The following is a 17,540-nucleotide window of genomic DNA, read 5'->3' on the forward strand; positions in this document are numbered from 1 at the left end:
GGTGCTGGTCATCAGGGGTGGAACTCCTACTCGGGCCCTCTCAGGCTAACCCGACAAAGCGGGATGTCTCACCCAAGGCTGACAGAGAGGGGAACAGGGCGGATCCGGCACGCAAGGGCTCGCCTTTGCGGGAGGGAGTCCAGATCAGGCGTCACGACCGATCTCCGGACTCCCTCGCTTCATGTCATGCGCGCCAGCGAGCCCTTGGCATCAATCTTCTAGATGCTCTGCAGTTCCTTCACCGGCGCGGTGCCGCCCGGGATGCCCCAGCCAGTGACGGCGTCGTAGCCGGGCTTGACCGGGTAGCCCGGCGACGGGGGATCGGAGCCGGGGCTCAGGTCGAGGACGGCGCTGCCGAAAATTACATGCAGCTACTTTTCGCGGGATTTCCAACTGATCGTAATCGATCCTTTTGTTGGCCAGTTATGTCTGCCGTGGGGCGCGTCGTCTTCTTCCGGACCCTCGGCCCGCACGTCATCACGGCCGTCTACAGCGGCGACTCCCTGGTGGGCCGGAGCGCCGCCGGCCCGATCCTGGCCGAGCAGACCGTCGAGGACGTCTTCCCGCTCTCCCACCAGCTGGTCGGGAGGGCGGGCTGTTCGCGCTCACCGTGCGCGGCGACTCCATGGTCGGGGCAGCCGTCACCGACGGGGACACCGTCGTCTTACGCCGCCAGCCCGTCGCAGAGAACGGCGACGTCGTCGCCGCCATGATCGCGCCGCTCCTGCTCGGTTCAGCTGGCCCGTGAAGGCGTGAGAGCACGGCATGCGGACCTGGTGGTCGAAGCTCAACGGGCCTGCCGGACGATTTCCTCGGCGCGGCCTTCGCCGCACTGGCCCTGTGACGCCGACAGGTGTCGAGTCCTCAGCTGACATCACTCCGTCGCCCCGTCAGCGGGCCGCCCCTACGGACCGGGCGGACACTCGACATTGTGTCCGCCGACCTGCTGACCGCAGACGAGTACGCCCTCGTCGACGCCGTCGCGGCCCTGACCACCACGACCGGCTGCCCGGCTGCCCGCGTCGTGCTCGCCCAGGGCCGCCTGCTCACTCCCGCGCCCTGGCCACGCTCCGGCGCCCCACGCCGCGGCGCACCCGGACGCTGCCACCGCACCGCGCTTCGCGTCGCCCGGCTCCTGCCGGGCGCCTACGTCGAGGGATACGCACTCACCGCAGGGGGGACGGTGCGGGCGCACGCGTGGTGCGCGGCCGCCGACGGCACCGTGCTGGATCCCGCTTGGTCCGAGGGAGCGGGGCGGGCCTACCTGGGGGTGCCCATGGCCCCGGAATTCGTCCTCACCTTCCAGCAGCGCACCCTCACCAAGACGAGGTTCCTCGGGGTCCTCGACGAGGACGTGCAGGCCCGCGACGCCGGGCGCATCTTCCAGGCCGGCGTGCCGCTCCACGGGATGCTCGACGTCGGCCGGATCCCGCCGGATCCGTTCCCCGGCCGCCTACCAGTGGGCATTCTCAGCCACCGTCACAGCCATGTCGGGTCACCTGCACCGATGCCATCCCGTGCAGCACCCGGTCCGCTGCTCGCTCCTGTTCGGGGCACGGAAAGCCGCGGGTGTGGCGGTGTTGCCTAGCGCGGGGCGGTGGGCGAGGAGGCCGCGGGCATTCGTGGGAACGCCTGTCCTCGGACGTTCTCCCACCTGTGGCCGGGGCAGCGAAGCCGCGGACGCCCGCGCCGCCAACGACTGGAGCTCCACCGCGACCGCCTGCCTCCAGGAGGTCGCCGTCGCCCTCGCCCTCACCGGCTTGGCCGGTGACCACGGCATGACGTGCCTCCTCGACCACGTCATCGGCGTCGGCCTCGGCGGCTGACGGCACTCGGTCCAGCCGACGGCCCGCCTCCGAACCGATCGGGGCGGTCCGCCTGTGCGGAGTACCGGGTGCTCCACGCCGCGTGCCAGCCGGTGAAGGGCTGCCCGGTGTGACCTGACCGTTTCGGACGCCGTCGCCGCTCGCGGTGTCGAACCGGTCCAGCGTGGCTTCTGTGAGCCACCGCGCGCCTTGGCCCTTGGGACGGCTTTCAGCGCTGCCAGAGGAATGCGGCCTGACGGCAGGGCTGACAGTGGAAGAGGTAACCGCGGCCTCCGCCGCCGAAGTTCGCGGAGGTGGTGAAGTCGTGGCCCTCCTCCAGCTCGGCCGTGAACGTCATGCGGGTGGCGCACGAGGAACAGTCGGGAGTCTCGTCGTCCTGGATCCAGTCAGGCTCCCCGCCGACCCGTCCGAGGACCGGCTCCTGCGTGGGGTCGTCAGCGGGATGGAGACGCAGACCGGTGACCGCGCCCAGGAGCGTCTCGCCGTCGGCCGGTACGGCGGCCGGGGCGAGCTCACCGGAGAACAGGTAGACGCGGTTGGCGCCGGCAGCGGCGTCCCAGTCGTCGCACATCCCGGGATCGTTCTGGCAGAAGAACACCGCGACCACGCCGATGCCGAGGGGGAGGTGGGCGAGGAACTGCATGGCTCCGCCGCACTCGCGGCAGCTCGGCCAGGTGAAGTCATCCGGGACCAGCGGGACTCCGCCGGTACGCGGCACGGGCGCGTCGGCAGCGGTCTCGCCGTTGTAGATCAGAAGCATGGCCAAAACCTAAGGTCAGCCTTCTGGGGCAGGGATCAGGGTCGGGTTTTTGGAGCGGGCGGCCAAGCAGGCCCACCGGTCACTGCGCTGTGGCTCTTCTTCTCGCGTCCGGCTGGTGCCGGCCGCATCGGTGGGTGTCGGTGGGCCGGGGCCGGACGGAGCGTGGTTCAGCCGCAGTGCATCGCGCCAGGTTCGGTCTCGGGTGTGACTGGGGTGGGCGGTCAGGGGGGCGGGCTGGTGCGGTGGAGCATGGCGGCGAGGAGGCGGACGGCTGCTTCCGCGTCGGCGAGTTCGTCGATGGTGGGGATGGTGGCCCCGAAGGAGCGGCCGTCGGGGGCGTCCAGGGCGCGCCAGTGGAGGATCGGATCGAGGTGGCTGGCGCACTGGGCGAGGAACCAGGCGAGGTGGCCGTGAGTGCGGGCGATGGTCATGGCGAGGGTGGCGATGGCTTCACGCAGCGCGGCGAGCCGCTCGATCCTCGGCAGCGCCTGGTGGCTGTCGGCGGGGCCGACGGCGTTGTCCAGGGCGGTGGCGGTGTCCCGGGCCAGGGCTGATTCGTTGGCTGCGAGGTCCCAAGTCCCTTTCGTGAGTAGGTATTCGGCTTCGTGGACGGCCTGCTCAACGGCCGTGGACATGATCATCCAGGCAGCCTATCGGCGATCCGCCTGGCGGCGGTTGGGTCGTTGGCCCGGGCGGGCGGTGTGACCTGTTGGTGGGCGGGGGTGACGGGTTCGGGGTTCCTGGGTGGTTGTGGTGAGCGCTGGTTGGACCGGTGTCGGCGGAGTCGGGTCTGGGCTTCGGCGGGTTCTGTGGGTGTGTGGCGGCGCCCGGTCTGGTTGCTGTGCGTGTTCGGCGTGGGCATGCCGTGCGGTTGGGGGTGGGGTTTCGGCGTGGGGGATGAGTGGGTTGTTCCGGGGGTGGGGTGGTGCGCGTCAGGGGCAACGGGGTGTGATGCGCACCGCGGGGCCTGGTGTCGGCGGGCTGGGGCGTGGGGTGTGTCCGTTTCACTGGGACGGCCTCAGGCTGGTTCTCCCGGTTCTCCTGGCGGGAGCGTTTCGCCGTCTGCTGTCCCAGCCCGCCGGCGTCGTCGGCGATGCCTCGCGCGTTGCACGGAGCCGGGGGTGGCTGTTCCCCGCGGCCGCCGGGCCCGTCTCGGCGTCGGGTGAAAACGGACCGCTGAACGGCGGATCAACGGTGACCCACCTCGTGATCGCCTGATCATCCTGACCTTCATTGAGGGTCAGCCGCCTTGGGGTGCGGGCTCCGGCCGGCTACGGGCGTGCGGTGCCCGCCCGTAGCCGGCCGGAGCCCTGTCTATGCCAGGGCCGTTCTCAAGCAGTGTGCGTGTGCCGGTCCGGACCGGTCCGGGCTCCTGGTGCGGTCGGGGCTGAGCGCCAGGGGCCCGGGATCGGGGTCAGTGGGCAGGGCGGATCTGGAGGGCGTTGATGCCCCAGTGGATCGACGGGTCCGAGGTGTGCACGGTGAACTGGAAGTCCCGGCCGGGACGGGCGGGGATGTCCACCGAGCCGACGCCGATGGAGTCCACCGGGCACTGCACCGTGAAGTCGGCTGGAGCCAGGCCGCCGACGTGCACCTGCACCGAACCGCCGCCCTGACAGCCGACGGTGACGGCGATCGGCAGCGTCTCGATCACCGAGGCCGTCACCGCGCTGCCGTTCCCGATCCAGTCGGGGATCGAGAACATGGTGTCCTCGTCCGGGGCCGGCGGCAGGATCTGGCCCGTCCCCGGCTGACCGAAGGGCTCGTCCGAGGCCGGTGCCGGGTCGGCGGCCTGCGCCGATGCCGTTCCGGCGAATGCCAGCGTCACTCCCAGCACGCCGGCCGCTGCGGTGAGCGCGCGCCTCGTCCGCTTCATCGTGGTCCCCCCTGCTGTGTTCACGTGTCGTGCCGGTGTTCGGCACACGAAGTTGATCCTAGGGCGCGGCACCGACAGCGCGCGGGTGGCGGCCGGACGTGGGAATCCGGGACGGTCGGGAACCAGCTATCCCGGCCGACCGCACGGTGCACTGGTGGTTCGGAACTGTGGTCAGGGCCCGTCACGCGAGAGCCTTCTCGCCCCCGCAGAGCGCGCTGAAGTCGACATCGAGGCGGTTGTCCGGCTTCGTCAGAGCGACCTGCCCGCGTCGACGCTCTCGGCTCCGAGCGCGCTCAGGAAGGCCAGAGCCTCGGCGTCGGGGGATCCCGGCGGTGCGCTGTAGAGCACGAGGTACTGGTCGCGGTCAGTGAGGGTCAGCGGGTCGCAGTCGACGGTGATCTCCCCGACGACCGGATGGCGGAAGGTCTTCGTGAGCATTGGCGCAGCCTGGACGTCGTGTCGCTCCCAGAGCAGGGCGAACTCGGGGCTGGCGGAGCGCAGTTCGTCGATCAGGCAGGTCACCGCGGGGTCGCAGGGGTAGCGGGCGAGAGTGGATCGCAGCCCCATGACGACGTGGTGGCGGAACTCCGCGGCGTCGGAGATTCCGTACCGCGTGGTGTCAGGTCGCGTCGGACCGAGGAATGCCCGGCGTGCGAGATTGCGCTCCGGTGGGGCGAGTTCGGCGAAGTCCTCCATGAGCGCGGCCGCCAGGTCGTTCCACGCGAGTACCTCGAAGGCGGCGGACATCACGAAAGCGGCCGTCTGCGGCAGCCGCTCGATGAGCGCGAGGATGCTCGGGCGTACGTCGCGCCGGTGCAGTCCGTTACGGCTCGGCGCGGTGCCGGCGAGGACGTGGAGGTGATCGGACTCGCTGTCCGTGAGCCGCAGCGCCCCAGCGATCCCGGCCAGGACCTCGCTCGACGGGCGCGGCGCCCTGCCCTGTTCGAGTCTGACGTAGTACTCCGTGGAGATGTGCGCGAGGACCGCCACCTCCTCGCGGCGAAGACCCGGTGTCCGGCGTCGTGGTCCGTGGGGGAGGCCGATGTCCTGCGGCCGGAGCCGCTCGCGACGGCTACGTAGGAAGGCCCCGAGCTCCTGCTTGTCCATGTCCCGAGTCTGCACGCTGTGCGTCGGCTGAGCCTGGTACTGCCTGTGCCTGTATCCGGTGGGGACACCGATCTGACACTGTCGCCATGACGAACACCACTGACATCACGCCCAGCGGCCTGCTCTCCGGCAAGGTCGTGCTCATCACCGGTGCCAGCCGCGGCATCGGGGCGGCCGCGGCCAGGCTCTTCGCCCGCGAGGGCGCCGCGGTTGTGCTCGGCGCCCGCAGCGCCGACGCCCTCCAACGGATCGTCACCGGGATCCGCGCCGAGGGCGGCCTCGCGGATACCGTGACAGTGGACCTCGCCGACCGCGCGAGCATCCATGCGGCGCTCGACCGCGTCGAAGAGTTGCACGGCCGGCTTGACGGCGCCTTCAACAACGGAGCGGCTGTCCAGCAGCCCGGCCCGCTCGAGACGACCAGCGACGAGGACATCGAGCAGCAGTTCGCGGTCAACTTCCGGGCACACTGGACTGCCATGACGGCCGAAGCCGCGCTCATGCGACGCAACGGCGGCGGGGCGATCGTGAACACCTCCAGCATCGGCAGCCGCCGTGCGAACCCGGCTCTGCCCGCCTACGGAGCGATGAAGCGCGCGCTCAACAGCATCACCGAGACCGCCGCCGTGACATGGGGGCCGCAGGGGATCCGGGTCAACGGCATCACCCCTGGCGGCACCGCGACCGAGATGATCGAGGCGTGGGAGGCGGCATCCCCCGGCATCGTCGAGGCGATCAACGCGGCCACCCCGCTCGGCCGGATGGCCGAGCCCCGAGAGGTCGCCGAAGTGGCTGCATGGCTGCTCAGCGACCGGGCCTCCATGGTGACCGGCGCGATCGTGCCGGTGGACGGCGGCGCCGGGGCCTGAAGGGCGGGACCCAGGTCGGTCGCAACGACCTGAAGTCACTGGCGACCGAGGTGAGACAGCCCCACGTGCAGGCGTGCCGAGGGCGAGCGACGCACTCGGGCGGTGCTCGCGTCGGCCGTCGGCGGGTCAATCGGTCTGGGCCCTACCCGTGAAGGACAACGCCGGTCATGGCGAACTCCCTGTCACATCAGTGGCCCGGGAGGCCGCTGGCGCCCGGGCGGCACCCCGGCCCAGAAGGGGAGCCGGGGTGCCGTCGCGTTCGCGGGTGCGATGCCGGGGGGCGGGGTCACCCCGCGGCGGCGGCCCCGTTGCTGACCGGGCGCCAGGCCGAGAGGTCAACGGCCCGCTGGACCAGTCCGGCCTGCGCCCAGGTTCCGTCGGTGTGACGGATCGTGTGGTAGAGCGAGCCGGAGTTGTCAGAGGATTCGAAGACCAGCTGCAGCTCACCGTCCACGTTCGCGCCTTCGACACCGCCCATGATGAAGCCGTGGAAGCCGGCCCGGTCGAAGTGGACCTGGGAGCCGATGTCCCCCCATCGGTTCCAGGTGCCGTCGGCGTTGCGGATCGTGTGGTAGAAGCCGGCTTGGCTGTTGTCCGTGACCACGACCTGCAGGGAGCCGTTGAAGCTCGCCGCGGCGACGTCCGCCGGCGGTCCCCACGGCGAGGGTGTGCCCGTCACGCCCATCACATTGCCCCAGGCGCTCCAGTTGCCATCGGCATGGCGGATGGTGTGCAGCACTTCGCCCGCCGATGTGGTGCCGACCATCTGGAGTTCACCGTTCACCTCCGCCGTGGACAGACTGGAGAACTGACCCGAGCCCAGGCCCGAGGACGCGCTCACCGTCCCCCAGGGCTGCCAGGTGCCGTCCGGGCGCTCGATGGTGTGGACGACCCGGCCGGTGCCGTCGACCGCCGCGACCTGAACCTGGCCTGCCACCCTGGTCGCGGTGATCCGGCCCATCGAGGGGTACTGCGGGTCGTGGGGAAGGTCGGTGAGGCCGGTCATCTCGGAGAGCGGGGCCCAGGTGCCGTCGGGGTTTCGGGCAGACTGGACGTAGTGGAATCCCTGGCCGGCCATCTGGGCCCCGAACATCCGGAGCCGACCACCGTCGACCGCCAGGCTCCAGTACCAGAGGCCGGCGAACTGGGGGACTTCCCTGGCCTGGTCCCAGGAGCCGTCCGGCGCCCGCCGGGTCTGGATGGTCTTCCAGGGGTCCGCGCGCAGGAGCAGGTTGAGCCCGGACGCCGAATCCGTGCTGCTCGCGGTGGTGGCCGTCGATGATTCCGCCGCGGCCGCCGGTGTGACGGTCAGGCCGGCGGCCAGCACGGCGAGCGCGGCGGACGTGGCCATCGCTGATACGGCACGGAATGTACGCCTACTTCTCTGCACAGGTTCCCCCTGGTCTCGTGGGGCGTCGATTGCCCAGGCGAAGTCATACCAGACCGCGCGGACGCGGCCGCAGGCGGTTGGCCGCAGCCTTCTCTTCGTGCCGGTCCGGCCAAGGCCGTCAGCAGCTGCGGGAAACGGACCGGGCATGTGGCTCTCGGTCGTCCGGTGCCGGGTCCACGCTGCCTGCCGCTCCGCAACCCGGCCGGCCCGTACCGGACGGGCGCGGGTGGGCGAACAGGGCGGAAGTTGTGGATGCGGGTGATGGACGCGGGCTGGGCGGGAACACGTGCTCGGAGGTTGCGTACCGGCGGCGGACAGGGAGAGCACGTGATGGCGGTGCCTGCCCGCCTCGTGTACCTGGGCCTCGCGATCGCAGCGCACGCCCTGATCGCCCAGGCCGTGTACGGCGGGTTCTACGTCTACGTCCACGCCCCCATCACCCAGGTCCGGCAAGGCGCGGAGATCATGTACTACGGCGGTGACATCGCCGAGCTCCTGCTGGCCGCCGCACTGGTGACCACCTGGCGGCCCCGGCGCCGCAGCACGACAACGGTGCTGCCCGGTGGCCCGGAGCCGGCCGCGGTCCCGGTCGGGCCGCAGGACCCGCCGCCGCGGAGCTGTGCCTGAGCGCCTGGCAGGGCCCGCTCCGCCTGCAGCCCCGCCACCCCTGCTGGACCACCACTGCCACGCCCAGTGGGACGGCGGTGCGCGGCCTGCCGGCGCCCGATACCGGGAGCGTACGGGGGTGGTGCGCTCGCCCGGAGAGGGCCTCGTCGGCGCGCATGAGTTCACCCGGGCGGACCGCAGGGCCAGGTCTGGGTCACGCACGTCATGGCCGTACGGGGCTTGGATCGGGGCGTGGGGTCGTTGTGTTGCCGCGGCAATCGCCGGTTGCGAGTGGCGCGGCGGTGGGGCGGGATGGCCGAGGGGTCTTCGATCGGGCGGCTGCCGAGGAGCAGGCGCACCGCACGAAGCCTCCGGCAGACCAGCCGAGCAGGAAAGAAGGGTTTCGGTATGAGCAAGGTCCAGGAGACGATCGACGTCGACGTGCCGGTCAGCACCGCGTACAACCAGTGGACACAGTTCGAAGACTTCCCGATGTTCATGGAGGGCGTCGAGGAGATCACGCAGCTCGACGACCGGCACAACCACTGGAGGACGAAGATCGCCGGGGTGTCGAGGGAATTCGACACGGAGATCGTCGACCAGGTCCCGGACGACCATGTGGCCTGGCGCACGATCAACGGAGAGGTGAAGCAGAGCGGCATGGTCTCCTTCCAGCCCCTGGACGCCGGCCACACCCGGATCGTGATGTCGATGGACTTCCAGCCCGAGGGGCTGGCGGAGAAGGCCGCTGACATGGTGAACATGCTGGACCGGCAGGTGAAGGGCGACCTCACGCGCTTCAAGCACTTCATCGAGAAGCGCGGCAGCGAGACGGGTGGGTACCGCGAGAAGCTCTGACCCGACGATGACCGTCCTCGCACGGACGGCGCTGGGCCGGCCGGGTGTTCCTCGGCCGGCCGAGCAGTGGGGCCCGGCCGTCGGGCGGAAGGCAGTACGGCTGGCCGCCCGGGATGAATTCCCACCTCGACCTCGCTGGTGTGGCGTAAGCCTAGGTGGCCTGACCTGAATCGTCGGTCAGAGCAGCCGCGGTCAAGGTGAGGTGCTGGACCAGGACCGCGGCTGCGGTGTCGGCGTCGCGGGCCAACACCGCCTCCTCCAGCCTGCGGTGTTCCTCGGCGCCGTCCCGGTCGGGGTTGCGGTGCGCCGACCAACGGCGGGCCAGCTCACTCGCGGTCCACAACCGGTCGAAGGTCTCCAGCAGTGCGCGGTTGCCACACCCCTCCAGCAACGTGCGATGGAAGGCCCTGTGGGCCTCGGCCCAAGCGCCGGTGTAGTAGTCGCCCTCCTCCGGCACGTACGCCGGAGTGCGCACCAGACGATGCGTTCTGAGACTCGCATTGTGCGAAATCCGGGCCCATGACGGGCGATCAGCAGCCCTCCTCAGCCGACCGGTCGGACGACGACGACGTCGAACAGCGCGCTTGTCCGAAGTGCGACGCCCAGCCCGGCTCGCCCTGCCGTTCGCGCGGCGGCGCGGTGGCCTCTGCCTACCACACCCGCCACTTCACCCTGGTGCCCCGGCTGAAGAAGGCACTGCGGGTGCCGACGTGCGGCGTCCGATGTGCTCCCGCCTGCCGCCGACGCCCGACCTCCGGCAGGCGCGGGTGGACGTCCTGCACCGACCGGTCGGCGAGGTCGTCCCGTCACTGCTGGAAGGGGCTGGGCTCCCAGGCCTTCCCGTCGATCGGATAGCTGAACAGCGGCCGGCCCTTGACCGCGCTGGTACGGAACGGCGCGCCGTCACGGACGCCGATGGGCAACGTGCCGGTCCGGGTGCCGCTGGACCACTCCAGTTCCAAGTACCAGCTGACGTCGTGGGAGGTGGTCTCGGCGGTGACCTCGATGACCTCCGGATCCCGCTCGCTCACCTTGACCGGCAGGCCGGTGCTGCCCTCGGTCACGACCGGACGGGGGCGGGCCGCGTCCAGGTCGAGGTCGAACGAGTGGACGTCGACTCCGCCGCCGCAGCCCTCGCCCATGGAGTAGGCGTTCCAGGCCAGCGGGGCCGCGATCCGGGCGACGCGGACGTTGAGCGCGGTCAGCACGACGGTGTCGCTGCTGATGCCCTGCACGGTGAGCTCGATCGCCTGGTAATGACCGACGACCGCTCCGGTCTTGGTCACCCAGGCGGGGACGTCCCCCGTCGCGGGTGGACGGGGGACTTCCGACGGTGGGCGGTCGACCACGTACTGGTCGCACGCGGCGTCCCGGTCGGACGGGCGGACCGTGACGGTGATCGGGGCACTCGCCCCCCGGTCCACCGCGCCGGTCGGCCCGGCGTGCGCCGCCGGGGCCGGAGCGGACGTGGGGTCACTGCCCGGGTGAGTCTTGATCCCGGTGGCGACGGCCCCGAGGGTGGCGAGCACCGCGGCAGCCGTCACGGCGGCGAGTACGCCCCGGCGTACCCGCCGCCGTGACGGCACGGCGGGGGTGCGCGCAGGGGCGGCCGTCCCGTCCTCCACGACGCCTTCCGCGGCCGGTCGCGGTTCCGGTTCCAGCTCCGGTGCCGGTTCCGGAACTTGAACCGTTTCGGGTGCCGTTTCCAGTGCCGCTTCCGCTTCCGGTGCCGTCACCGGAACCGCCGGCCGGGCCTTCGGCACGGGTGCGGACGCCCGTCGGTTCCCCCGCGACGTGTGGGTGACGACCCACAGCCGGTAGAGCTCGGTGTGCTCCTCCGGTGTCGCCCGGCACAACCGTGCGAGGCGTTCCAGCGGATCGAACTCCACCGGCATCACGTCGCCGGTGCAGTAGCGGTGCAACGCCGACGTGCTCACGTGCAGCCGCTTCGCCAGCGCGCCGTAACTGAGCCCCGAACGGTTCTTCAGTTCCTGGAGCCGCCGTGCGATCTCCCGCGCCTCCCTCAACTCCCCGGTCCCCTCCGACACTGATCCTCCACCCGCTCGCGAACCCCGCGGAGCTCGCCCCGCGGTGATCCGGCCCGTCGCCGGCAACCGGGTCGCCGGGACGCCGTTCCGACGTGAGCTCCGGCAGACAAGCACGCCGCAGACCGTCCCACGGTTCCCCCGAGATCGCCGGCGGCACCGGCCGCGCCATCCCGAGCCTCTGCCGGCGCGTCCCACGAAGGTTACGTCTTCCCAGCTCAAACAGGGTAGAGGCGTCCCGGCGTCCCAGACCGCCGGTCCACCGTTGCGGCCGGGACGAACCGGCGCACAAGCTGACGGCGAACAACTGGAGGAGCAACTGTGAGTACTGTTCGGGCGGCCCGGGCCGCGATACGCACCAACGACCGGTTCCACCGCGGTGCGGTGGCACTGGCGGTGGGCGGGGTCCTGCTGATGTCCGCGGCCTGCGGCGACGGCGACGGCCAGGCCAAGGGCGCTGACGCCGTCGGCCCCGCCACCTCTGCCACCCCCGCCGCGCCCGGCGCCCCCGGTGGGACGGCGACCACGGCCGCGCCGAGGACGTCGACCGCCGTGCTGGACGTGGAGCCGAAGGACGGGGCCCGGGGAGTCGCACCGACTGCGCTCCAGGTGTCGGTGTCCCACGGCAAGCTCACCGCCGTCGACGTGACCGACAAGGACGGCAGGCCCGTCCAGGGCTCGATCACGGCGGACGGCACGGGCTGGAAACCCGCCGCCGCGCTCGCCCCCGGCGCGGCGTACACGGTGAACGCCCAGGCCAAGGACCCCGAGGGGCTGGTCGCCGCGGCCACCAGCGCCTTCACCACCGCTTCGCCCGGCAAGCAGGTGTCCACCAACGACAACATCGCTGACGGCCAGACCTACGGCGTGGGCATGATCGTCAAGGTGGACTTCAGCAGCGGGATCGTGAACAAGGACGCCGTCGCCAAGGCCATCACCTTCGAAACGGACAACGGGACGGAGGTGAAGGGCCACTGGTTCGGTGACAACCGGATCGACTTCCGCCCGGCGGAGTACTGGAAGCCGAACACCAAGGTCATCATCCACTACCGGCTGAAGAACGTCGAAGTCGCCCCCGGTGTGTGGGGCGACGTCGACAAGGACGAACCGTTCACCATCGGCCGGTCCCAGGTCTCCACCGCGGACGCCGCCGCGCACCAGATGACGATCGTGCGGGACGGCAAGTCCACCACCGTGCCCGCCACCCTCGGCGACGACAAGCATCCCTCCTGGGGCGGGACCATGGTCATCATGTCCAAGGAGAAGGTCACCCACATGAACTCCCAGACCGTCGGCCTGGGCGACGAGTACGACATCCCCGCCGTCCCGCACGCGATGCGGCTGACGAGGAGCGGCACCTACCTCCACGGGAACTACTGGTACAAGGGCGATCCGTTCGGCAAGGCCAACACGAGCCACGGCTGCGTCTCGCTCAAGGACGTGGAGGGCGGCAGCGACACCTCCCCCGCGGGGTCGTTCTTCAACAGCTCGCTGATCGGCGACGTCGTCACGGTCGTGAACACCAAGGAGAAGACCGTCTCTCCCGACAACGGCCTCGGCGGCTGGAACCTCCCCTGGGCCAACTGGTAGCACCCGCCCGCCGAGCAGCCGTCCTACGGTCCTACGCCCGGCGCACCGGGCCCCTACCGTTGAGCACCATGACATCGAGCAGGGCGAGCGCGGCACTGATCGGCCACTCTTCCCGTGGACCGGTGAAGTCCCGGGCGTGGGCGGCCCCCACACCTTCGCGTCGTCCCGCCGCACGGCAGCGGTCTGCTACCCGGCCCCTCCGCTGAGCAAAGAGACGAAATCGGCTGGCGCGGCAGGGCGCGTCGAGTCTGCGCGGGTGGTTACCCCCGTGCGTCAGCGGCGGGCAGAAGCAGGAGCTTGCCGCGGGCGTGGTGGCCCTGGCTGATCTCCAGGGCCGGGTGCCAGTGGTCGAGCGGAAAGGTCCGTGAGACCGGGACGGTGAACCTGCCCTCGACGGCCAGCTGCGCGAACTCCGCGAAGCAGCCGAAGCGTTCTTCGTCCGTGAAGGTGGCGGGGTCTTCGTCAAGATTCGTTGACAGCTCCGTCCAGCCGCCCCGGCCGGTGGGTGCCGGATCGGCGTGGCTGGGCCGCGCTGGGCCTGGTCCTCGAGCTCACGCGAGTCCGCGGATGAAGCCCTGCAGCCCGTCGTTCAGGTTCATCCGTGTCAGCTCTGCGTCGTAGTCGATCCACCACACGACGGGAACCTCGGGCGCAAGGTCGCGCAGTACCTCGTAGATGACGGTCAGCGGCGCGGACAGCGGCTCCCGGTCCTCGAACGAGAAGGCGCCGTGCCGGTGGTTGAACGAGAGCTCCGCCCGCCGGCCGGGCGCGATCTCCGCTTCGATCTCCAGGAAGTCCTCGAACGCGCTGCTCACCACGGCGTCCGGCCAGTGGCGTCGGACGGACTCCTCCACCTGCTCGCCGGTGAAGGTCCACGGCCCGACGTGTTCCTGGTCGGCGCTGACGTAGAAGCTGGATCCCACGGGGTGCTCGTTTCTGTCGGTGGTGCGGGCTCGGCTCGCCCGGTCAGGGTTCGACGCGGACACGGCCGGTGACTTGCTGGGCCGTCATGAGGGCCTGGAAGTAGCTGCTGGCCTTGGCGTCGTTCGTGATGAGTTCGAGGTGGTTGACCTTGTTGCGGGGGTCCTTGAGGGCCGATGCGTACTTCTCCAGTTTCTTCGATTCCCCGGCCATGGTGTTCTCGTAGGCGAACTGGAAGATGCCGTCCTCGTTGTCCAGGCGGAACGGGGACTTACAGCTCTTCTGCTGGCCGATGTACTTGGCGTCGATCGCGGCGCCGTCCTCCGGGCGGACACCGTCGGCGTCCATGCCCAGCTCGCGGCCGTCCTTCGGATCCGTGACCGTGGTGTACAGCCGGTACTCCGTCGACCCCGCCACCCTCACCTGGTAGGCACGCCTGGCGTTGATCTTCGGATCGGGCTTCTCCGGAGGCGTCGGCGCATGCGGGCCGTCGGCCGGGAACGTACGCCCGTCCTGTTCCATCTGCGCCATCCACGCCCGGATCGCGGCCTGCTGCGCCGCGGGAAGCACCGGGAACGGGCTGGTCGGATCGTGCGGCAGCGGCGGCATGCCGGGGGTGACGGTGAACGGCGGGGGCTTGGGACCAGGTGCTGCCGCCGCGTCGCCCGCTCCCGCCAGCACGACGGCCGCGGTGGCCGTGACTGCCACTCCCGCCCCCACTGGGATCAGGCTCGCCGCCGCACTGTCGACCACGGCCGCCGCCTCGGCCAGCACGGCGAGTTCGGCGCTTCCCTCCACCGCCGCGGTCATCGCCACCGCCGCGGTGCCGGCCTCAGCCGCTATCGCGGCTTCCCCGCCGGCGGCCGCGAGGTCGGACCCTCCAAGAGTGAAGATCGTCAGCGCGATCCCGGCACCGGCGACGATACCGGCGGCGGCAGCCAGATCCTCCAGCTTGTCCCGCAGATCGTCGACCTCCTTCGCGTACGCCTCGCAAGCCTGCCCGAGCTTGAACGCCGCGTTGGTCATGCTGTTCAGCAGCGGGCCCTGCGTGGCGCAGCCGTCGTGCATCTTCGCCCAGTTCTGTGCGAAGGAGGTGACGGCGCTGGACGTGCTGGACGCGGTGACCCGTTGGACGCGCTTGTCACCCTCGACGCCCAGGCGGCTGACGAGAGACGCGAAGTGCTTCCAGCGGCTTGCGGCCGTGCGGAGCTTGGCCGGGTCGCCCTGCGGCCAGAACTTCGCGAGGATCTCGTGGACCGCGCCGCTGTCGTTGTGCCCGGCGGCCGACTGGAGCTTGGCCTTGGCCACCTCCTCGTCGCAGCCCGGGTCACTGGACGCGGGAAGCTTCTGCGGCGCCATCATCGCGGCGGCCACGTCGGCGTCGGTCTGCAGGTAGCTGATCGCCATGGTGTACAGGCCGTTGGCGGTTCCTCCGAGCTGCCCGACGACCTGCGCCATCGCGTCGGTGAGCTTTTGTGCCGCCGGATCGTACTTGGCGGCGAACTTCTTGCCCGCGTCGTCATCGCCGGCCATACCCGCGACGTCGTCCATGGAGAAGACGAGACTGCGGTAGAGCTGCGCGGCCGAGTTGTGCAGGTCGGTGAAGCCGGCAGAGGAAAGGATCATATCTGCCGGCTTGACATGAAAGTCCGTCATCTGCCCCCCTGACTGCCTGTGCTCGTTCACGTTAGCAAGCACGACTGTCGACGGGCAGCGGCTGGGCGCTGCGGCATCCTGTGAACTCCCGCGCGCTCCCGGAAGGAACCGACGTCGCCGCAGTGGACGCGGACCGTCGGGTCGGCGGGCCTGACCTCTTCCCCCCCGGCCGGACAGCGGTTCGACCGCCCTCCTTGCCCGCCGTACGCGGTTCCAAGGCGTGAGTACGCGCTCTCGCACTGCTCGGCTATCCACAAACGTGCAGTCCGTGGCGATCCGAAAGCGGATAGCCGTGTGATCAAGGTTCGGGGGAGGCTCGTCCTGAATGCGGCCGGACGCGATTCACCGGCCGCCTGCGCCAGCGCTACGAGTCTGGGCCGAGCGTTCAGACCTCCCTGGAAGGGACATCTCCGTGAGCCTCAAGTCGCGTATCGCCAAGGTCGCCACCGCGGCCGCAGTCGCCGGTGCCGCCCTGCTCACCCTGGCCGGCCCCGCCAGCGCCGACCCGAACGCGCCGTCCATCGGCTACGGCTACGCCAACAACACTCATGCCGTGTGGTGTGTGCAGCACCAGTTCAACTACTTCATCAAGAACGCGTATTACAACTACCCGGCCATCAGCGAGGACGGCCTGTGGGGCCCGGAGACCTACAACGCGATCGTCTCGATCCAGAAGTCCCTCATGGACCCGCCGGCCGACGGCATCGTCGGCCCGCACACCGGCCAGTTCCTGTTCCAGATGGGCGACCCGTACTACACGGGCTACGGCAGCGCCAACCCGTCCAACGCGTACTGCTGGCAGTACCTCCCGACCATCAGCTGAGCCGGATCCCCCTCAGGACACCCGAACGAGCCTCAAGGTGACGGCTGCGCCAACAACGGTCATGCCATGTGGTGCGTCCAGCACAACCTCGACCACTTCCTGAGCATCACCACCATCTCCGACCACCCTGCCTTGTCGGTGGAGGACGGCATCTGGGGCCCGCAGACCAAGGCGGCCGTCGAGTGGCTGCAGTCCAGCTCCTACGTCGACAGCCAGAGGCTCCAGGTCGACTGCGTCGTCGGCCCGCTCACCGGCGACGTGATCGTCGGGAACGGCGACCCGTACTACGTCGGCAGCTACGACGCCTACTGCCGACAGTGCATCCCCACCGCCTAAGCCCCCTGACCACCAATCACGCGAGGAGCCGTACATGACTACGAAGACCTTCGGCCGGGGCATGGTGGCGGTGGCCTTGGCCGGCGCCGCACTGCTGGGCCTGTCCGGGACCGCCAGTGCCTCCGACAGCGCCGACTCCATCGGCGACAACCAGCCCAACAACACCCACGGCGTCTGGTGCGTCCAGCACCTGATCAACGACGTCGCCCGGCAGAACAACCGGGCGACCGTCGACGAGGACGGCATCTGGGGCCCGCAGACCAAGGACCAGGTCCTGTGGTTCCAGAACCTCGTCCACGTGCCGGCGGACGGCATCGTCGGTCCCTTCACCGGCGACAACGTCCTCTACCACGGCGACCAGTACTACGGCGGGAGGTCCGGCTACTGCTTCACCTACGTGCCCAGCGACTCGGGGCTGTTCGAGTAGCACCTGCCCGTCGCGCACATCGAGCACCAAGAAGAGTGAACACCCTGTCCTCCCTGGCGAATCATGAATCTGGAGAGCCTTCTGTGAGTACCCTCCTTCCCACCCGGCGCCGCATGTCGCTGGGCCTGGCCCTGGCGGCCGCACTGACCGGCGTCGGCGCCTACACCGCCTCGGCCGCGTCCGCCGCGACGGCGTCGGCCCCGATACCCCTGACTTCCTCGGCCTGCCCGGCCGACCTGCAGCAGGGTGAGGCCGACGGCTGTGTCACCCAGCTCCAGCTGGAGCTCAACCTGACCGGCGCCCAGCTCACCGTGGACGGGCAGTTCGGATCGGCCACCGACACCGCCGTGCGCAACTTCCAGGCCGCCCACGCCCTTGGCGTCGACGGCATCGTCGGCCCGGCCACCAAGTCCGCGCTCGACGCGGCGGCGGCCGCCGCCTCCGGCACCG

General features: G+C 70.4%; 18 protein-coding genes and 3 pseudogenes. 11 read left to right on the forward strand and 10 right to left on the reverse strand.

Annotated elements, in window-relative coordinates; genetic code table 11:
- Window positions 1–503: 503 nt before the first annotated feature.
- From ACH4J0_RS41055 to ACH4J0_RS41065, 3 genes and pseudogenes are all read left to right on the forward strand, one after another.
- Window positions 504–715, forward strand: a pseudogene (locus ACH4J0_RS41055) (LexA family protein); the annotation flags it as partial.
- 216 nt (window positions 716–931) lie between these two features.
- Complete coding sequence (locus ACH4J0_RS41060) at window positions 932–1,588, forward strand: hypothetical protein (protein ID WP_396246310.1); 657 nt, start codon at window positions 932–934, stop codon at window positions 1,586–1,588.
- Between the two features lie 34 nt (window positions 1,589–1,622).
- Window positions 1,623–1,826, forward strand: a complete 204-nt coding sequence (locus ACH4J0_RS41065) for a hypothetical protein (protein ID WP_396246311.1) — start codon at window positions 1,623–1,625, stop codon at window positions 1,824–1,826.
- 208 nt (window positions 1,827–2,034) lie between these two features.
- Here ACH4J0_RS41065 and ACH4J0_RS41070 read toward each other — a convergent pair whose 3' ends face one another.
- From ACH4J0_RS41070 to ACH4J0_RS41085, 4 genes are all read right to left on the reverse strand, one after another.
- Window positions 2,035–2,586 (reverse strand): hypothetical protein, encoded by a 552-nt coding sequence (locus tag ACH4J0_RS41070; protein ID WP_396246312.1) that lies wholly within the window; start codon window positions 2,584–2,586, stop codon window positions 2,035–2,037.
- Between the two features lie 221 nt (window positions 2,587–2,807).
- Window positions 2,808–3,227 (reverse strand): hypothetical protein, encoded by a 420-nt coding sequence (locus ACH4J0_RS41075; RefSeq protein ID WP_396246313.1) that lies wholly within the window; start codon window positions 3,225–3,227, stop codon window positions 2,808–2,810.
- Window positions 3,228–4,000: 773 nt separating this feature from the next.
- Window positions 4,001–4,462, reverse strand: coding sequence for a hypothetical protein (locus tag ACH4J0_RS41080; protein WP_396246314.1), 462 nt, complete (start codon window positions 4,460–4,462; stop codon window positions 4,001–4,003).
- 249 nt (window positions 4,463–4,711) lie between these two features.
- On the reverse strand, window positions 4,712–5,569 hold the full coding sequence (locus ACH4J0_RS41085) for a helix-turn-helix transcriptional regulator (RefSeq protein WP_396246315.1): 858 nt from the start codon (window positions 5,567–5,569) through the stop codon (window positions 4,712–4,714).
- Window positions 5,570–5,655: 86 nt separating this feature from the next.
- Here ACH4J0_RS41085 and ACH4J0_RS41090 point away from each other — a divergent pair, with 86 nt between their 5' ends.
- Window positions 5,656–6,438 (forward strand): SDR family NAD(P)-dependent oxidoreductase, encoded by a 783-nt coding sequence (locus tag ACH4J0_RS41090; protein WP_396246316.1) that lies wholly within the window; start codon window positions 5,656–5,658, stop codon window positions 6,436–6,438.
- Window positions 6,439–6,724: 286 nt separating this feature from the next.
- Here the strand turns inward: ACH4J0_RS41090 and ACH4J0_RS41095 are convergent, their stop codons facing one another.
- Window positions 6,725–7,789, reverse strand: a complete 1,065-nt coding sequence (locus ACH4J0_RS41095) for a hypothetical protein (protein ID WP_396246317.1) — start codon at window positions 7,787–7,789, stop codon at window positions 6,725–6,727.
- Between the two features lie 375 nt (window positions 7,790–8,164).
- Here ACH4J0_RS41095 and ACH4J0_RS41100 point away from each other — a divergent pair.
- A pseudogene (locus tag ACH4J0_RS41100) lies at window positions 8,165–8,455 on the forward strand (hypothetical protein); the annotation flags it as partial.
- Between the two features lie 387 nt (window positions 8,456–8,842).
- Window positions 8,843–9,292: an SRPBCC family protein gene (locus ACH4J0_RS41105; RefSeq protein ID WP_396246318.1), complete on the forward strand. Its 450-nt coding sequence runs from the start codon at window positions 8,843–8,845 to the stop codon at window positions 9,290–9,292.
- 151 nt (window positions 9,293–9,443) lie between these two features.
- On the opposite strand, the pseudogene ACH4J0_RS41110 reads toward ACH4J0_RS41105, so the two are convergent.
- Both ACH4J0_RS41110 and ACH4J0_RS41115 read right to left on the reverse strand, forming a co-directional pair.
- Window positions 9,444–9,776: pseudogene (locus ACH4J0_RS41110) on the reverse strand (FCD domain-containing protein); the annotation flags it as partial.
- A 322-nt stretch (window positions 9,777–10,098) separates the two neighbouring features.
- Window positions 10,099–11,340, reverse strand: a complete 1,242-nt coding sequence (locus tag ACH4J0_RS41115) for a helix-turn-helix domain-containing protein (RefSeq protein WP_396246319.1) — start codon at window positions 11,338–11,340, stop codon at window positions 10,099–10,101.
- Window positions 11,341–11,658: 318 nt separating this feature from the next.
- On the opposite strand from ACH4J0_RS41115, the gene ACH4J0_RS41120 reads away from it, so the two are divergent.
- A complete protein-coding gene (locus tag ACH4J0_RS41120; RefSeq protein WP_396246320.1) occupies window positions 11,659–12,927 on the forward strand; it encodes an Ig-like domain-containing protein in 1,269 nt (422 codons plus the stop codon).
- Between the two features lie 260 nt (window positions 12,928–13,187).
- Here the strand turns inward: ACH4J0_RS41120 and ACH4J0_RS41125 are convergent, their stop codons facing one another.
- The 3 genes from ACH4J0_RS41125 to ACH4J0_RS41135 all read right to left on the reverse strand — a co-directional run bounded on the left by ACH4J0_RS41125 (window position 13,188) and on the right by ACH4J0_RS41135 (window position 15,474).
- Entirely contained in the window at window positions 13,188–13,406 is a 219-nt protein-coding gene (locus ACH4J0_RS41125; protein WP_396246327.1) for a zinc-binding dehydrogenase, read from the reverse strand.
- Window positions 13,407–13,478: 72 nt separating this feature from the next.
- A complete protein-coding gene (locus ACH4J0_RS41130; RefSeq protein ID WP_396246321.1) occupies window positions 13,479–13,850 on the reverse strand; it encodes a hypothetical protein in 372 nt (123 codons plus the stop codon).
- Window positions 13,851–13,893: 43 nt separating this feature from the next.
- Window positions 13,894–15,474, reverse strand: coding sequence for a restriction endonuclease fold toxin-2 domain-containing protein (locus ACH4J0_RS41135; RefSeq protein WP_396246322.1), 1,581 nt, complete (start codon window positions 15,472–15,474; stop codon window positions 13,894–13,896).
- A gap of 442 nt (window positions 15,475–15,916) precedes the next feature.
- Here ACH4J0_RS41135 and ACH4J0_RS41140 point away from each other — a divergent pair, with 442 nt between their 5' ends.
- The 4 genes from ACH4J0_RS41140 to ACH4J0_RS41155 all read left to right on the forward strand — a co-directional run.
- Window positions 15,917–16,327, forward strand: a complete 411-nt coding sequence (locus ACH4J0_RS41140) for a peptidoglycan-binding protein (protein ID WP_396246323.1) — start codon at window positions 15,917–15,919, stop codon at window positions 16,325–16,327.
- Between the two features lie 66 nt (window positions 16,328–16,393).
- A complete protein-coding gene (locus ACH4J0_RS41145) occupies window positions 16,394–16,663 on the forward strand; it encodes a peptidoglycan-binding protein (protein ID WP_396246324.1) in 270 nt (89 codons plus the stop codon).
- Between the two features lie 34 nt (window positions 16,664–16,697).
- On the forward strand, window positions 16,698–17,090 hold the full coding sequence (locus ACH4J0_RS41150) for a peptidoglycan-binding protein (RefSeq protein ID WP_396246325.1): 393 nt from the start codon (window positions 16,698–16,700) through the stop codon (window positions 17,088–17,090).
- An 83-nt stretch (window positions 17,091–17,173) separates the two neighbouring features.
- Window positions 17,174–17,540, forward strand: a 367-nt coding sequence (locus ACH4J0_RS41155; RefSeq protein WP_396246326.1) for a peptidoglycan-binding protein, incomplete at its 3' end; no start/stop codon positions are given.

Source organism: Kitasatospora sp. NPDC017646 (genome assembly GCF_044329365.1).
GTDB lineage: Bacteria > Actinomycetota > Actinomycetes > Streptomycetales > Streptomycetaceae > Kitasatospora.